The sequence below is a fragment of the Bacillus sp. 5mfcol3.1 genome, assembly GCF_900114335.1.
Classification (GTDB): domain Bacteria; phylum Bacillota; class Bacilli; order Bacillales; family Bacillaceae_G; genus Bacillus_A; species Bacillus_A thuringiensis_S.
The window spans coordinates 1-16031 of the sequence record NZ_FOST01000015.1; the positions used below are offsets into that span (position 1 = coordinate 1).

The window sequence follows — 16031 nt, forward strand, 5'->3', positions numbered from 1 at the left end:
TCTGTTCGCAACCTTGCGGATGCTTATACACGCTTTTTCAAAAAACAAACGAGTGCCCCGCGTTTCAAATCTAAGAAAAACAACGTACAATCTTACACCACAAAACAAACAAATGAAAATATTGCCATTGTAGGAAAAAAGATAAAGTTGCCGAAACTTGGTCTTGTTCGATTTGCCAAGAGTCGCGAAGTAAAGGGACGTATTGTAAATGCTACGGTTAGAAAGAACCCTTCCGGCAGATACTTTGTGTCATTGTTAGCTGAAACAGAAGTGCAAGAACTTCCGAAAACACAATCTTACATTGGAATGGATGTGGGACTAAAAGATTTCGCCATTTTGTCAAATGGAACAACTTATAAAAATCCGAAGTTTTTTCGGTCATTAGAAGAGAAGTTGGCGAAAGCACAGCGTGTTCTTTCTAGAAGAATGAAAGGATCTTCTCGCTGGAATAAACAACGAGTAAAGGTAGCTAGAATTCATGAATACATGGCAAATGCTAGAAAAGATTACTTGGACAAAATCTCAACTGAAATCATCAAAAACCACGATGTTATCGGTATAGAAGATTTGCAAGTATCGAATATGTTAAAGAATCATAAGTTAGCAAAAGCGATTAGTGAGGTATCATGGTCACAGTTTCGAACTATGTTGGAATATAAGGCAAAATGGTACGGCAAACAAATCATTGTTGTGTCGAAAACATTTGCATCCAGCCAATTATGTTCTTGTTGTGGATATCAAAACAAAGACGTTAAAAATCTGAACCTACGTAAATGGGATTGCCCTTCTTGCCATACACACCATGATAGGGATATTAACGCAAGTATCAATCTAAAGAATGAAGCGATAAGGCTTCTAACCGCAAGGACTGCGGGGTTAGCCTAATAAATTAGAGTTCGATAGAACTCTTTACTTAGGAATCCCCCACTTCTAAACGAAGTGAAAGTGGGGGTAGTTCAACGGCAAGTATATGTACATTATCGTAAAATGAATAGTACTTTGTATATAAATTAAGTGATTCTTAGTCTTATTCTAATAACAACAGAAAAAACCAACTAAAATAGAGTTGGTTTTTTCCTTTAAGTTGGTGTAAAAACAAATATAATAAAAGATAGGTGAGAATTAATGCTGCTATGCAGTATTGATTCTGAATTAACTATAACACATTTCCTAAAGAGTAGTTGTGTCAGTTGATTGAACATTCATTAACTGTCAATTCGTATTTTAAAATTGTGTGTAAATATTGATTAACAGATTTTTGATGTTATTTCATTAAATTAGAAAATGGAATATATAATTATCCGCTAATTGAACCACTCTCACTTAACACTCTAACGAAATGTTTGAAGTGGAAGATTCCTGCTAATACCGATGTGTCCACCAGCTATCTTAGCAGATTCTGTCTATAGTTCCTAAGCTGAGAACTGAAGTATCTTGTGCGTTGACGCAACTTTGACAAGTATGGGACGATAAAACACATTTTTTAAAATGCCCCTTAAAATAATTATAAATCTTTTGTTGCATATACCTTCAGTGATATTATCATTGATATAATGCTAATAACTATTGAAATGAGAAAAGGCATCCATATCATGATAATTGATGGGAATGGAAGAGGAAGTGTAAAATTCAGATGACTCAACTGAATTTCTTTTATAAGAGTAGGAGCTACAAAAGGTATCAAAAAAACAACAATAAAAGAAATCATTCTCGTTTTATCAAAACCAAATTCAAATTGGAAAGGGAGTAGTATTCCAAACAAAATACTAACAACTAAGAATGTTATTCCGAGAGCGTTTATACTAAGATTCTCGATATCAGATGGCATAATAATTGAAGTTATCATTCGAATAATTGAGGCACAAAGAAAAACTACCAATAGAAAGAGATATTTTGCTTTTACAAAGGCACTTCTAGTATATGGTGTTGCACAAAGTAGAGCTGCTCCTTTGTATTGGTCTTCGAACTTGGATATTGTACTAAACAAAATATGCTCCATAAAAACTACTGTTAAAAGAAAGCCGATAAGTCCACCATCGTTGAGTTGTAATTGAGTAGAAAGATAGATTGGTGCAATGGCTGCAAAAACGAGTAAAATAGAAAAATATTTTTTTACTAACAGTATGTCTTTTACAACAAGATTAATAAGCATAGTGGTTTCCTCCAATATAAGAAAGCATTATATCTTCTATAGTTGGTCTTTCCATCAAAACACCAGGCATTAGCCGATACACATCATCAATTTTATGAGTGATCCCTTCAAATCCGTATGTAGTTTGACTCAAATTCAAAAAGAGTTTTTTTGTTTGATTATTAATTAATTGATTATCACCTTTTACTAATGCATGTGTTTCCACTAGTGCATCTTTTTCTTCATCAATTAAAATTTGACCATTATCTATTAAAATAATCATGTCTGCTATTTTATCTAGATCTGAGGTAATATGAGTAGAAAAAAAGACACTCTTTCCTGGTTCTTTCATAAAATCTAGAAGTATGTCTATCAACTCACTTCGAACCAACGGATCAAGACCACTTGTAGGTTCATCCATTATTAATAGATCTGCGTGGTGGGATAAAGCTAGAGCAACTGCAAATTTCATTCGCATTCCTTTGGAAAGGGTAGAGATTTTTTGTCCTAGATTTAAATTAAATCGTTTAATATACTTTAAAAAAGCTTGCTCATCCCATTCGGTATAGGAAGGGGCGATTACATTTTTCATTTCTTTTAATGTTAATTCATCGTAAAAATACCCTTCGTCTAATACGACACCAATTTTATTTTTAGATTTTCGTTCATGTTTATCTATATCCTTTTCCAAAAAATTAATGTTACCTGAATCTTTCAGTATGAGCCCGAGGATAGCTTTAATAGTAGTAGTTTTCCCAGAACCATTAGTACCAATAAAACCAGTTATACAGTCCTGGTTAAGTGAAAATGTCACGTCTTTTAATGAAAAATTCTCATAAGCTTTGTTTAAGTTTTTCACTTCTAATACTGCATTCATTCTTCATTTTCCTCCTTTAAGATTAAATCTAACATCGAATAGAGTTCTTTATTATGGATTCCAATACTTCGAGCCATTTTACACACCTCTGTCAATTTTATTTCAACCATATGACGCTTAGATTCCATTAATAATTCTAAGTTTATAGATGCTACATATGTACCTTTTCCAACCCTAGTAATGATAAAACCTTCGGATTCTAGTTCTGCATAAACTCTTTTTGTAGTTAACATACTTACATGTAAATCATTAGCCAATACACGGATTGATGGTAATTGTTCACCTTCCGTCAATTCATTATTAAATATAGAATCTTTAATTTGTTCCTTTATTTGTTGATATAAAGGTTGATTTGATGCATTATTTAAAATAATTTTCATTAAAATACCTCTCCATCGACAAGTGTGACTGTATATGATACACACCAAACACACCATATACAGTTGGAATTATAAGTTATTGAAAATGGTTTAACAAGTTATTTTGTTATAAAGTTCACAAAAGTTTCATTTTAGAGAAATTTATAACGAAACCCTCATATAAATTTTTAACTTTTTATATTAAAAAATGCTAAAATCTTAAGTTTTAGATTCTGGGGGGGGGATAAGCTTAAATGGTGAAGTTATATTAATGACTTGTGAGACAAATGAAAAGGAGTAGTAAATATGTAAAAATAAAAATAGGGGTTAAGGATAGATAAAAACAAGCTATTGCTTCATTGTTGAAGTTGCTAGCTTGTTTATCCAGTTCATCTATAAAACTTTGTTTTTTTATTGTTTGTTAAAATAATTCTAGTGAGACTTTCAAGAATGAAAGGAATTGAAAAATAGAGATAAGATAATTGATGTGTAAAATAAAAGAGAAGAAATAAGATAACTATTGCTAGTAGCCTAATCACTTTAAAAATAAATAGAATTTTTTTTGCTTGCATAAATATCCTCCTCTAAAGCCTTAAATTCATTTTCAAAACAATAGCATTTTTTTACTGTTTTTCTATTGTTATTAATCGTGCTAATTATTCATTAAATATTTCTCTCATCAAGAAAATATAGTTTGCTGTTTAGCAAGTTAAGTTTTCATTTTAATTAAGTTATGTCTAATGATATTAAGATTTATTTATATATCCTCTGAATGAACTTTTTATATGTTTATTTGGATATAAATCATTAATCATTGCGTAGGGGCTTCCATTCCAGTATCTTACTACAGGTGTCCATAGTCTATGACTTTTAAGCCACTGCATTGTGTATTGCTGTAATAATTGATTATCTGTCAGCTTCTCTTTTTCTTCAATTGTCCATCGTAATGCATCTAGCGCTTTTTCTCTTGTCCAAAAACCATTAGGTGTCATCTTAAATTCCCATTCTTTAAATTGATTGGGATATAAATCATTAATCATTGCATAGGGACTATCATTCCAATATAATTGACAGGCTCCTCGCAATCCTGATTGAGCTAACCATTTATTTTCGTATATATTCTTCAATTGATCCAGATTCAATTTTTCTTTTTCTTCAATTGTCCATTTCAGTGCTTGTAATGTTTTTTCTTTCGTCCAAAATTTATTAGGAGCCTTAGTAAATTCCCATTCTTTAAATCGATTTGGATACAAATCATTAATCATCGCATACGGGCTTCCAGCCCAAATCACCCTTAAAGGTGCACTTAGTCGATGTTCATTTAACCATTTTTGTCCATAAATTTGTAAGAGTTTTTGTGGTGCTAATTTCTCCTCTTCTTCAATAAACCATTTTAATAATTGTAAGGCCTTTTCTTTCGTCCAAAAATTTAACGGTGTCATTCTAAATTCCCATTCTTTAAATTGATTGGGATATAAATCATTAATCATCGCATAGGGACTATTATCATATTTATGCTTCAATACGCCACGTAAACGATACTTTGCAATCAATTTGGTACTCCAATTCTGTTTTATTTCTTCTTCGTTCCAATTCAAAATTTTTAGTATTAAATACTTTGTTACCCTTCTGGCCATTTCATTATTTTTATCTAATTTCCAAGTGTTGGGTGGAAATCTATTTCTTTTTCCATCTAAAATTTCCTGGTAGATGTCCTCTATAGTATTTGTGTTCGTCTGCATCTTACAACCTTCTTTTAATTGTATATATAGTTAAAAAGATTTTGGTGTTAGGACTTTCGTTAAAATTGTTAAAAAATGCAAATTTCCTCTTGGCTTGAAAAGATGATTCTTAATCAAATCATAGTAATGTAAAATAAGAATCACCTATAGAAAATATGTAGTCTAAGGTAAATGAAAGAATAGATTTGTAATTTATTATTTTCAATTCAGAAAGGACATCAATCTGAAAAGAAAGATGTCCTTTATTTAATAATATTACGGTTTATTTAATTACTTTCCATAAAGCTAATGAGAAAATCCAATTTGGATCACCATATCCTTGATAATTTTGAACTGCCTCATAGATTTTACCTTGATGTTCTACTCTGTCTCCTTTTTTATATGCAGCATACGAATCCCATGCCTTATACTCAGAAGATGGGGTATCTTTTGTTGTGATTTTGATTTCATTACTCGCAACTGAAACTTTTCCTTGAGTATCTATAGCTTTTACCATATATCTATATTCTGTACTAGCCAGTAAATTTTCATCTGTATAGTAAGTTGAAGGACTTGTAGCTATTTTCGTACCGTTACGATAAACTTCATACTCTTTTATACCAACATTACTTATGGATTTTTCCCATATTAAATGCACACTGTTTGTAGTAGTTTCTGATGCTTGTAACCCTGTTGGAGCTGTTGGAGCTACTTGTTCTGGATTCTCTTCCTTTGTTGTAACTGAAACTTCATTGCTACTTTTTGACTTATTTCCTGCTGCATCTGCAGCTTTAATTGTAAAATTATATTTTGTATTGGCTTGTAAGCCCGTATCTTCATAACGTGTTGTTTTTGTTGTTCCTACTTTTTTTCCATCACGATAAACTTCATATTCTTTCACACCAACATTATCTGTGGAAGCTTCCCACTGTAACTCAACAGTTGTTGTTGTTTGACTAATAGAGCGTAGGTTAGAAGGAGCTGTTGGAGCTATTACGTCAATTTCAGTACTACTATTAAAAGCAGAAAATAGTTTAGAAAAGGCACCATCGTCTACATCGGGTAATCCAGAAGCATCTCCAGTTGCCTGACCGATTTGCCAACTTTCAGTAGCTTTTTTATCACGATAAACAGACCACATACTAATTTCCCCAATACCTTTTTCTTTGGCAAACTGGAACAATTCTTTTGCATTATTTAATGTGAAAGTTTCATTTTGAGTATCGTTCTTTCCGATCATAGGTGTAACAGCAATCATTTTCCAAATATCAGCATCTTTAATAGTATCTTTATATAGATTGGTCAATTGCCCATGCAAGCTATTAATAGCATCTATCGCAGCTTGTCCCATTTGTTGGTTTTGTTGTCCGTAATCCATAGTCATAATATTAATAGAATTTAAATCTACATCATGTTTTATAGCGCTTTGGATCACATTTATTCCATCATTAGTTAGACCATAAGGCATTACTGGTAAGGTATAGCCAATCCTAACATCTTTACCCTCGGCTTTTAATTCCTTCTGTAATAACGCAATCGCTTTTGATCTTCTTTCGATAGATTCTGGGTGAGCGACTAAGGCTCCTTCAATGTCAAAATCCATGTGTGTTAAATGTAATGTGTTAATTACATTTTTATAGGCATCTTTTAATTTATTTACATCTGTAATAGCGGCGGCAAGATCTGCACCTAATCCAGGGATATTACCAGCATTTGCTCCACCAAAAGATACTTTAACATCTCCACCTATTTTTCTAATTTGTTTAATTTGATCATCTAAGTTACCATCTCCAATAGGGGTGTGACTTCCTCCCCATACTGGATTTCCATTTTTATCAGCCACTATAAACGAAAGCGTAAAGAATCTAGTATTTGTTTCTTGGGCGTATTTTAATAGATTTTGAGGATTCATTCCGTTATCTACATATGGTGCAAAGACATGGGTTGGCCAAGTTATTCCTTCACCAAATAAATCATTTGGATCGCTATTGTCGGGTATATATTCTGAACCGGTATATAATTCCCATCCGCTAAATTGTTGGGTAGGTAATGTACCTGCATTTACCCAATATATAGAATGATAAACCTTACCTTCATATGTAACGTAAGATCCACCTGGATAATCTTTATTTTTATTCCAAAATGGCGCTACTTGTTGTTGAGATTTCGTTATATTTTCTTGAGCGTACGCAAACTGATGGCTAATGGCTTGGGATGTAGGAATTATTATAGTTAATGCTACAGCTGTTTTTGCAAGAGTACGAAATGGATATTTTTTAATAATCATAATAATATCTCCTCACTTCTAATTTATAATTCTAAAAAACAAATTATATTTGGCATGAAATAAATTCTTTGAATATATATTGAAGAATTATTGCCGTAACTCCGGATACTGATATAAAAGTATGAATTTCTTTGATATTTCTAGTTAATACTAGTTTTTGTACGTTATGATTCCCCTCATTTAGTAGGATAACAATATACAAAAAATGAAACAAATTAGAGGGAAATATAATAATATTCATTCAAAAACAATATATTTCTGCTCATTAACTACAGGAAATTGAATTAAAATGTATATATATATACCATTTTTGTAAGATGGGAATTAATAGTAAGCCAGAAGTAATATAAATGTACACAAAAGTGTCGATTCTAATAATCAAGTTTGACTAAAAAACTTATATCTTAAATAGAAGAATAGTTACATTTTGACTAAATATAGATAATTTTTAGTAGTACGATGAGATTATTATGTTTACTATTTTAAATAAAAACTATAGGATGTTTGAAAAATTGACACATAGATTTTTTGTTTTTATATGTTAAGATGGTGTTGCTAACCTATTGTTTATAATAAAAACAGCTTATTTTATTATCAAAAGTATAGGACTAGAAAAAACCTCATAAAGAGGTTTTTTCTTATTTCTATATTTATCTTTGGTGTGAAAATTCAGTTGCAAAATTAATTTTGACATAATGCTATGTTTTATTTAAATTTTTTGTGCTTTTACATGTTGGATGAAGTCTTCAGATTATTTCATGATATATATAATTTTAATGTCTATTTAGGTTGTATTAAATAATAATATTATTTTGCTAATTTCTTAAAAGTACCCATACAAAACTTAATGATATGTAATATATACTTAATTAAATTTTGCAAGATACTTATTTTAATTTTATTAATTTTTTGGATTGTAATTTTGAACTAATTTTTTAATTTGTACTCAGTAGCATAAGCATCAGCAGCAATAATTGCATCAAAAACCATCTCCGGTGAAATTTCAAATGGCATATTATGTATAGTTTCACCATCTTGACAGGCAGCTTCTGCCACTTTCATTAATTCTTCTTTACTTGCATCACCTAAGTTCAGATCTTTAAGCGTAGTAGGTAAGCCAAGTTTGATACAGAAATCAATGTAGTTATATAATTCTTCAGTTGTCCAAGATTCCAATGCCATTTGTACTAATGTACCAAATGCAACCTTTTCTCCATGCATTAAATCATGAGTTTTATCATGTAAAACAGTAAAACCATTATGGATGGCATGAGCTGCAGCTAACCCGACACTTTCAAATCCAAGGCCACTAAGCAAGGTGTTTGCCTCTATTACAGCTTCAACTGCTGGAGTAACTGTGTTTTGCTTAACTGCTAAAAGAGCGGCTTCTCCATATTGAAATAAAGTATCCCAGCAGAGTTCTGCAATCTTAGCAGCTGCTAAGGTAGATAGTCCCCCAGCCATAGCAGGTTTTCGTGATTCTAAATTTGCTTTAGCCTCAATCCATGTAGCCATGCCGTCTCCAATCCCAGCAGCTAAAAATCTGGATGGAGCTTGTGCAATGACTTGGGAATCTACTAAAATAATATCTGGATTTTTCAAATAAAATTTGTATTTCTCAAATACTCCATCATCAGAGTAAATAACAGAAAGAGAACTAGTTGGTGCATCTGTTGAGGCAATAGTGGGAACGCTTACAACTTTAGCTGAAAGAATTTCTCCTACCGCTTTTGCTGTGTCTACTGATTTACCACCACCAATACCGATGATTACATCAGCACCAAATTCTTTTCCTATTTTCTCAATTCTTGCAATTTCATTTTCAGAGCTTTCACCATTAAAACCGACTTTTTCAAAGCTTAGATTTTGTTTATGAAAGCTTTCCATTACTTTTTCACCAACAAGATGCCAAACACATTCATCTGCAATAACTAATAAATTGGTTCCCAGAGGTTTTACATACTCTCCAATTTTTTCGATTACATTTCTTCCCTGTATATATTTTTGTGGGCTAATTAGAATACGTTCCATGATAATCACTCCTTGATTTTTTAGTAAGTAAGCTGAAAAATCTTGCCCTGAATCTAATATTATCAAAATTCAGAGTACAGAATTATGAATATTTTATGTATATTTTTCGTCTGTTATATGACCAGTTAGAAGATAGTGTTATGATTATCAAAAATAAAATACTATTTATTAAGAGAGATAAAATGGTAAAAATAGTATTAAAAACCTATATTATCAGGTTTTGTATAAATAATCTTGTTACATTTAAATTTGGATTTTAATAATGAAATTAAAAATGCATAAAATTCAATGGTGGAATTTTATGTATTTTTATGCATGTATTATTATGGAATGGGGTCTTATGATGCAAAGGATTGAAATTAATATTCATACTACAAATGGCCTACATGTTCGAGCAGCAGCTACACTTATTGCAAAGCTAAATACTACCATAAAGGATACACGTATTTTAAAAAATATTTTTATTTTATATAAAGGAAAAAAATCTCCTATTACGAGCCTCTTATCCGTTGCTTCTTTTAAGATAAAAAAAGGTGATAAAGTTATTATTCAATTTGAGGAAGAAGTAAGTATGTCCATTATAGAAGAGATAAAAAATTATTTGGAAGAAGAAAAGGTTAACTATATTGAACAAAATCAAACAGATCACCTTCTTTTAGAAAACTTTATAGCAATTGAGGAGATTTTCTCTAATCTCTCACATGGACTTGTTGTCGTGAATAGAGAAAACGTTATTACCTATGTTAATAATGAGGGAGGAAAATTACTTGGAATGTCAGTTGAAAAATTATTAAATCAACGAGCTGATTTAGTAATACCTCATTCTAGGCTTCATCATGTACTACAAACTGGAAAGGAAGAACTTGCCCAAAAACAAGTAGTGGGTAAGCAAGTTATTATAACAAACAGAACTCCTATTATTTTAAATCAGAATATTGTTGGGGCAGTCGCTTTATTTCAAGATATATCTACAGTAGAAGAGTTGATTGAAGAGTTGAAAAGAGTAAAAGAGCTAAAAAAGCAATTGGAACTCATTCTGCACTCCGTAAAAGATTTAATAGCACTAACCGATTCAAAGGGGCGTTTTATATATTGCAACTCCGAAATGGAAGAGTTTCTTAGCAGTTTAGATAATCCAGATAAAGTTCAATTTATTTTTGGGAATGCAAAATGGGGATTGTGCATCAAATCTCAAGAATGTATTCCACAATTACTAGATTTTAAACTGGGTAATTCTTATATTGCAAAATTAAGTCCCATATTGGTAGAAGAAGTATTATGTGGAACCATTCTAACAATGAGTCCATTTTATGAAACAAAATCATTATTTGATCAATTAATACGTGAAAAGAAAAGAATAAAGTATCTAGAGAGTGAATTGTCGAAATATAAAAAACTAAACGACTCTTTCCCGGAAATTATTGGCTGCAGTGAGGTTTTAATGGAAACGCTCTTTATAGCGAATAAAGTTGCAAAATCGGATTCTACAATACTTATCACTGGAGAGAGTGGAACTGGAAAGGAACTTATAGCTAAAGGTATACATAAAGTTAGTTTGAGAAAGGATAAGCCGTTTATTCGAGTAAATTGTGCGGCGATTCCTCCTAATCTAATTGAAAGTGAATTATTCGGCCATGAGAAAGGAGCATTCACAGGAGCACTTCATATGAGAAGGGGTAAGTTTGAGCAAGCAAATAACGGGACGATCTTTCTAGATGAGATTGGGGACTTAAAATTAGATCTACAAGTAAAGTTACTACGTGTTTTACAAGAAAAAGAAATAGTTAGGGTTGGAGGAGATAAGACTATAAAGCTAAATGTTAGAGTACTAGCTGCGACTAATGGAGACTTACAAAAAATGGTCCATGATAGAGAATTTAGAGAAGACCTCTATTATAGACTTAATGTAATTCCCATTCATGTTCCTCCACTTAGAGAAAGGAAGACTGATATTCAATCATTAATTGAATATTTTAGGATACACTTCAATACCGTGCTAAATAAAGAAATACATTCATATACAGATGATTTTTTACATGTCCTTATTAAATATAACTGGCCAGGTAATATTCGAGAATTGCAAAATGTGATTGAACGGGCCATGAACCTAAGTGAGAATGATGTACTTGGAGTTGGAGATTTACCGAAAAATATTAAAATGAATTCTCAGCAAAATAGTATTACAAATAACCAGTTTGAGAATACAGAAGCAATTTTAACTATGAGCGAATATGAAAAAAAGATTTTGAAACATGTTATTCAGTTTTATCCAAGTTTTAATGTAGTAGGGAAAGCATTGGGGTTAACTCATAAAACTGTGGCAGCTAAAGTAAGAAAATATCACCTGGAATCCTATATAGGTAGGCTAAAAGTTCAAAATATTATTGTGATTTCAAGGGGATAAAAATTGGCATGATATTTGCTTGAAAAGTAATGTTAGAAATTTTTAGAGAAAGGAATAGAAGCTTATGAAGAAATTTATTAATAATCCAGAAACAGTAGTTAGGGACATGATTGATGGAATGTTATTTGCGCATCCGGATAAACTACAAAATTTGCCGGATACAAATATAATCATTCGAGCTACTAGTCCATTTCAAGGTAAAGTAGCAATTGTAAGCGGAGGCGGGAGTGGCCATGAACCAGCGCATATTGGATTTGTTGGTAAAGGGATGCTTGATGCAGCAGTAGTAGGCGAAGTTTTTACCTCTCCAACACCAGACCAAATTTTTGAAGCAATTCAAAAAGTAGATAGTGGAACCGGTGTCTTATTAATTGTAAAAAACTACTCAGGGGACATAATGAATTTTGAAATGGCTGCTGAAATGGCTGAAGCAAAGGGAATACCAATTGCTTCAGTAATTGTGAATGATGATGTTGCTGTTGAGAATAGCTCCCATACTACCGGAAGAAGAGGAATTGCTGGGACAGTATTTGTTCACAAAATAGCCGGAGCACTGGCTGAAAAAGGGGCCTCGCTTAAAGAAGTTGAAGATGTTGCAAATAAAGTGATTGCTAATTTACGTAGTATGGGCATGGCATTAACTACTTGTACTGTACCGGCAGTTGGTACATCCGGTTTTGAAATTGGTGAAAATGAAGTAGAGGTCGGCATGGGCATCCATGGTGAACCTGGAACTCACCGTATTAGTATGACATCAGCCAATGAAATGGCTGAACTTCTTTTAGAACGTATTTTAAGTGATATACAGTTAAAAATTGGTGACAAAGTCGCAGTCATGATAAATGGTTTAGGTGGGACACCGTTAATGGAATTGTATATTTTAAATAAAATGATTAACATAATTTTAAGTGAAGCTGGTATAGATATCTGTAAAACATATGTTGGAGAATATATGACAGCAATTGATATGGCCGGATTTTCTATTACTATACTAAAACTAGATGAGCAACTGATTGATTTACTTAATGAGCCGGCAAATACGACAAATTGGCGTATACAATAGGAGGAACCAACATGAATATTACACCAAGACATATTATCAATTGGATGCAACTCACAGCCAAACAAATAGAGTATCAAAAAGAAAATCTAACGCAACTTGATCAATTAATAGGTGATGGAGACCATGGTATTAATATGGATAGAGGTTTTAAAGAAGTTGAAAAAAAGATATTATATACCGCTTATGATGATATTGGAGATTTATTTCATGATATTGGAATGGTGCTCATTTCAAAAGTTGGGGGTGCATCAGGCCCACTATATGGAACGGCATTTTTAAGGGCTGGTAAAGTGTTAAAAGGAAAAAATAAAATTACAATAGATGAACTGGGGCATGCTTTGCAAGAATCTGTAAATGGTATTTGTCTAAGAGGAAAAACTCAGATAGGGGATAAAACAATGCTTGATGTTTGGGAACCTGTTTTGAAGTATATACAACGACATGGAGAAAAAATAAAACCTTTTGGTCTTATCATATTTGCAAGAGAACAAATGGAAAAAACTAAGCCATTACTAGCTAAAAGGGGGCGTGCTTCTTTTTTAGGAGAACGGTCTATTGGTCATTTAGATCCGGGAGCAGTCTCATCTTTTATTATCTTTGAAACACTATGTTTATCTCTTATAGGTGAAAAGGATATTATTAATGAACTTAGGGAGCAATTGTGATGAGTAATGTGGGAATAGTTTTAGTTTCTCATAGTAATCAATTAGTGGAAGGATTAAAGGTTTTGCTAGATCAGTTAAGTTCTGATGTTTCCAATGTCTCTGCAGGAGGAACAGATGATGATGGAATCGGGACAAGTGCCAATAAAATTAAAGATGCTATTAAGTCTATCTATAACGAACGGGGTGTAATTGTATTTCTAGATTTGGGGAGCGCTCTAATTAATACTGAATTAGCTATAGAATGGTTAGCTGAAGAGGGACTAAATCAAATAAAAATAGCAGATTCACCATTAGTAGAGGGCTCTTACGTAGCAGTTGTTGAATCAGGATGTGGAAAAGAACTAGAAGAAATATATATAGCTGCACTTGAGGCGAAAAACATTATAAAAATATAAAGGGAGCTTATCTTATGAGAATCGAAAAAAATTTAATTGTAACTCGTAAGGATGGAATTCATGCAAGACCAGCAAGTGAAATAGTAAATGGCTTAAAAGATTATAACTGTTCGGTTGAATTTATGTTTAATGGTAAAAAAATAAACGCAAAGAGTATTATTCAATTAATGGGGTTAGCAATAAAAAAGGGAACAGAATTACATGTAAGTCTTGATGGGGAAGATGCTGAGGATGCTCTTGTGTTTATACAATGGTTTTTGAAATAACAAAGGAGGTCGTAAAATATGTCTCCTTTTATGGGGGAACTAATTGGAACTTTAATTCTTATTCTATTAGGGAATGGTGTTGTAGCAGGTACTTTGCTGAAAAAATCCAAAGCACAGAATTCCGGGTGGGTTGCAATTACTCTTGGCTGGGGATTAGCAGTTACTTTTGCTATATATATAGTAGATAACATAAGTGGTGCACATTTGAATCCTGCAGTTACAATTGCTTTTGCTTGTATAGGGGTATTCCCTTGGAGTGAAGTTCCTTCCTATATTGGTGCTCAGTTGATTGGAGCTTTTTTAGGTTCAATATTTGTCTGGCTCCAGTATTTTCCGCATTGGAGAGAAACTAAAAATCAAGAAATTATATTGTCGGTGTTTTCTACAAGCCCTGCAATAAAAAGCTGGCCGTCCAATTTGTTAAGTGAAATTATTGGCACCGCGGTATTTGTATTTTCAATTTTAGCTATGGGTCATTATAAAGTTACAGATGGGCTCCTTCCAATATTAATAGGAGCGTTAATAGTATCTATAGGTTTATCTCTTGGCGGAACAACTGGATTTGCTTTAAATCCGGCTCGAGATTTTGGGCCAAGACTAGCACATCAAATCTTACCAATATGTAATAAAGGCTCTTCGGATTGGGGATACGCATGGATTCCCATAATTGGTAGTACCATAGGAGGAATTATAGGAGCTATATGTTTTCAATTGTTTTATTAAGCAATTAATATATTGAACTTTAATTAGAAAGTAATTAGTTAACCACATTTACTATTGATCATACAATGCAAAGGGGTATTTAAATGAAAAATAAAAAATGTATGCTTAAAAAAATTACTATAACTTCTATTATAATGTGGAATTGTTTTACCTTAAATTTACCGACAGCACACGCTGATACAAAAATAGAAAGTATTGTGGATATTGGGGACAATGGACAAAATGCAAAGGTATATAATAATTTTTCTACTCTTTTTGATGACCAAGCAAAAATAAAAACATCGCTTTTAGTTTCAATAATTGATGATCCATACAGCAATAAACAAATTGCTGTCATTAAAACCGATGGAAGTAATATTAGTGCAAATAAATCAGTAGAAGGATTAACAGATGAATATGGACATGAAGCTGGATATATGTCAGCCGTTTTAAAATGGGCTTCATCTTATAACATTGGAATGGAGTTAACAAATGATAATTCCCAATTTTATAAAGTTTCACCAATAAATACGATAGATACAAAAACAATAACTTCCACTATTGGCTATAATATATGGGGGGAAATAAAAGTAAGTGATAAACCGGATGGTGGAGGATCAGGAGGTATGAATTGGTCAACTAGTACATCATATGATCAACCAGACTATAAAACAGTATTAGAAACTGATACAGCTAATAAAGTTCAATGGAGAATACCATTCATTTCTACAATGAATCAAGGCTATGGTCCATATAATAGAGACTCTGATGATTCTATTTATAGAAATCAACTTTTTATGAAGTCGAGAAATGCAGCAACGTGGGCAAAGGACAATTTTATATCTAGTGATGAAATGCCAGCTTTAGCATCGTATGGATTTTCTCCAGGAATGATTGCAGTTGTTATTGCAGATAAATTGGAAGATATATCTACTTTTAAAATTACTTATACTAGAAATTCTGATGATTATCGAATGGATTGGACATCATTTTTTAATGGAGTTCATGGTAGTGGTGCAGGCTGGTGGGTAGGTGGCAATATTAAGGATGTAAGTAAAAGTATCTCTGTTCATAATTATTCGGTGGATTGGAAAAATCATAGGCTAATTGAAAATTAGTTTCTATGTTTA

14 protein-coding genes are annotated in these 16031 nt (G+C 32.2%); 8 read left to right on the top strand and 6 right to left on the bottom strand.

The window, feature by feature from the left end; translation table 11 throughout:
• On the top strand, window positions 1-885 hold an 885-nt coding region (tnpB, locus tag BM089_RS28365; RefSeq protein WP_090978746.1), incomplete at its 5' end, for an IS200/IS605 family element RNA-guided endonuclease TnpB.
• Window positions 886-1504: 619 nt separating this feature from the next.
• On the opposite strand, the gene BM089_RS28370 is transcribed toward tnpB, so the two are convergent.
• The 6 genes from BM089_RS28370 to BM089_RS28400 all read right to left on the bottom strand — a co-directional run bounded on the left by BM089_RS28370 (window position 1505) and on the right by BM089_RS28400 (window position 9406).
• Window positions 1505-2152, bottom strand: a complete 648-nt coding sequence (locus tag BM089_RS28370; protein WP_061529748.1) for an ABC-2 transporter permease — start codon at window positions 2150-2152, stop codon at window positions 1505-1507.
• Entirely contained in the window at window positions 2142-3008 is an 867-nt protein-coding gene (locus BM089_RS28375) for an ABC transporter ATP-binding protein (protein WP_090978748.1), read from the bottom strand. The genes BM089_RS28370 and BM089_RS28375 overlap by 11 nt, the downstream gene beginning before the upstream one ends.
• Window positions 3005-3388 (bottom strand): GntR family transcriptional regulator, encoded by a 384-nt coding sequence (locus BM089_RS28380; protein ID WP_090978750.1) that lies wholly within the window; start codon window positions 3386-3388, stop codon window positions 3005-3007. Before BM089_RS28380 ends, BM089_RS28375 begins: the two co-directional genes overlap by 4 nt.
• Window positions 3389-4113: 725 nt before the next feature.
• Window positions 4114-5109 (bottom strand): DUF4046 domain-containing protein, encoded by a 996-nt coding sequence (locus BM089_RS28390; RefSeq protein ID WP_061529746.1) that lies wholly within the window; start codon window positions 5107-5109, stop codon window positions 4114-4116.
• A gap of 262 nt (window positions 5110-5371) precedes the next feature.
• Window positions 5372-7375 carry a fibronectin type III domain-containing protein gene (locus BM089_RS28395; RefSeq protein ID WP_090978754.1) on the bottom strand — a complete coding sequence of 668 codons (2004 nt, stop codon included), beginning with the start codon at window positions 7373-7375 and terminating at the stop codon, window positions 5372-5374.
• 927 nt (window positions 7376-8302) lie between these two features.
• Window positions 8303-9406 carry a glycerol dehydrogenase gene (locus BM089_RS28400; RefSeq protein WP_090978756.1) on the bottom strand — a complete coding sequence of 368 codons (1104 nt, stop codon included), beginning with the start codon at window positions 9404-9406 and terminating at the stop codon, window positions 8303-8305.
• 262 nt (window positions 9407-9668) lie between these two features.
• On the opposite strand from BM089_RS28400, the gene BM089_RS31640 reads away from it, so the two are divergent.
• From BM089_RS31640 to BM089_RS31645, 7 genes are all read left to right on the top strand, one after another.
• Window positions 9669-11810: a sigma 54-interacting transcriptional regulator gene (locus BM089_RS31640; protein ID WP_254791373.1), complete on the top strand. Its 2142-nt coding sequence runs from the start codon at window positions 9669-9671 to the stop codon at window positions 11808-11810.
• 64 nt (window positions 11811-11874) lie between these two features.
• On the top strand, window positions 11875-12873 hold the full coding sequence (gene dhaK / locus BM089_RS28415) for a dihydroxyacetone kinase subunit DhaK (RefSeq protein WP_090978760.1): 999 nt from the start codon (window positions 11875-11877) through the stop codon (window positions 12871-12873).
• 11 nt (window positions 12874-12884) lie between these two features.
• On the top strand, window positions 12885-13538 hold the full coding sequence (gene dhaL / locus BM089_RS28420; protein ID WP_090978762.1) for a dihydroxyacetone kinase subunit DhaL: 654 nt from the start codon (window positions 12885-12887) through the stop codon (window positions 13536-13538).
• Window positions 13538-13933, top strand: coding sequence for a dihydroxyacetone kinase phosphoryl donor subunit DhaM (gene dhaM, locus BM089_RS28425; protein ID WP_090978764.1), 396 nt, complete (start codon window positions 13538-13540; stop codon window positions 13931-13933). The genes dhaL and dhaM overlap by 1 nt, the downstream gene beginning before the upstream one ends.
• Before the next feature lie 14 nt (window positions 13934-13947).
• The gene (locus BM089_RS28430) at window positions 13948-14199 is read left to right on the top strand and encodes an HPr family phosphocarrier protein (protein ID WP_001217634.1); all 252 of its coding nucleotides are present in this window, start codon (window positions 13948-13950) and stop codon (window positions 14197-14199) included.
• An 18-nt stretch (window positions 14200-14217) separates the two neighbouring features.
• Window positions 14218-14922, top strand: coding sequence for an MIP/aquaporin family protein (locus BM089_RS28435; RefSeq protein ID WP_090978766.1), 705 nt, complete (start codon window positions 14218-14220; stop codon window positions 14920-14922).
• An 83-nt stretch (window positions 14923-15005) separates the two neighbouring features.
• On the top strand, window positions 15006-16019 hold the full coding sequence (locus BM089_RS31645) for a beta-channel forming cytolysin (protein ID WP_254791374.1): 1014 nt from the start codon (window positions 15006-15008) through the stop codon (window positions 16017-16019).
• Window positions 16020-16031: the final 12 nt, after the last annotated feature.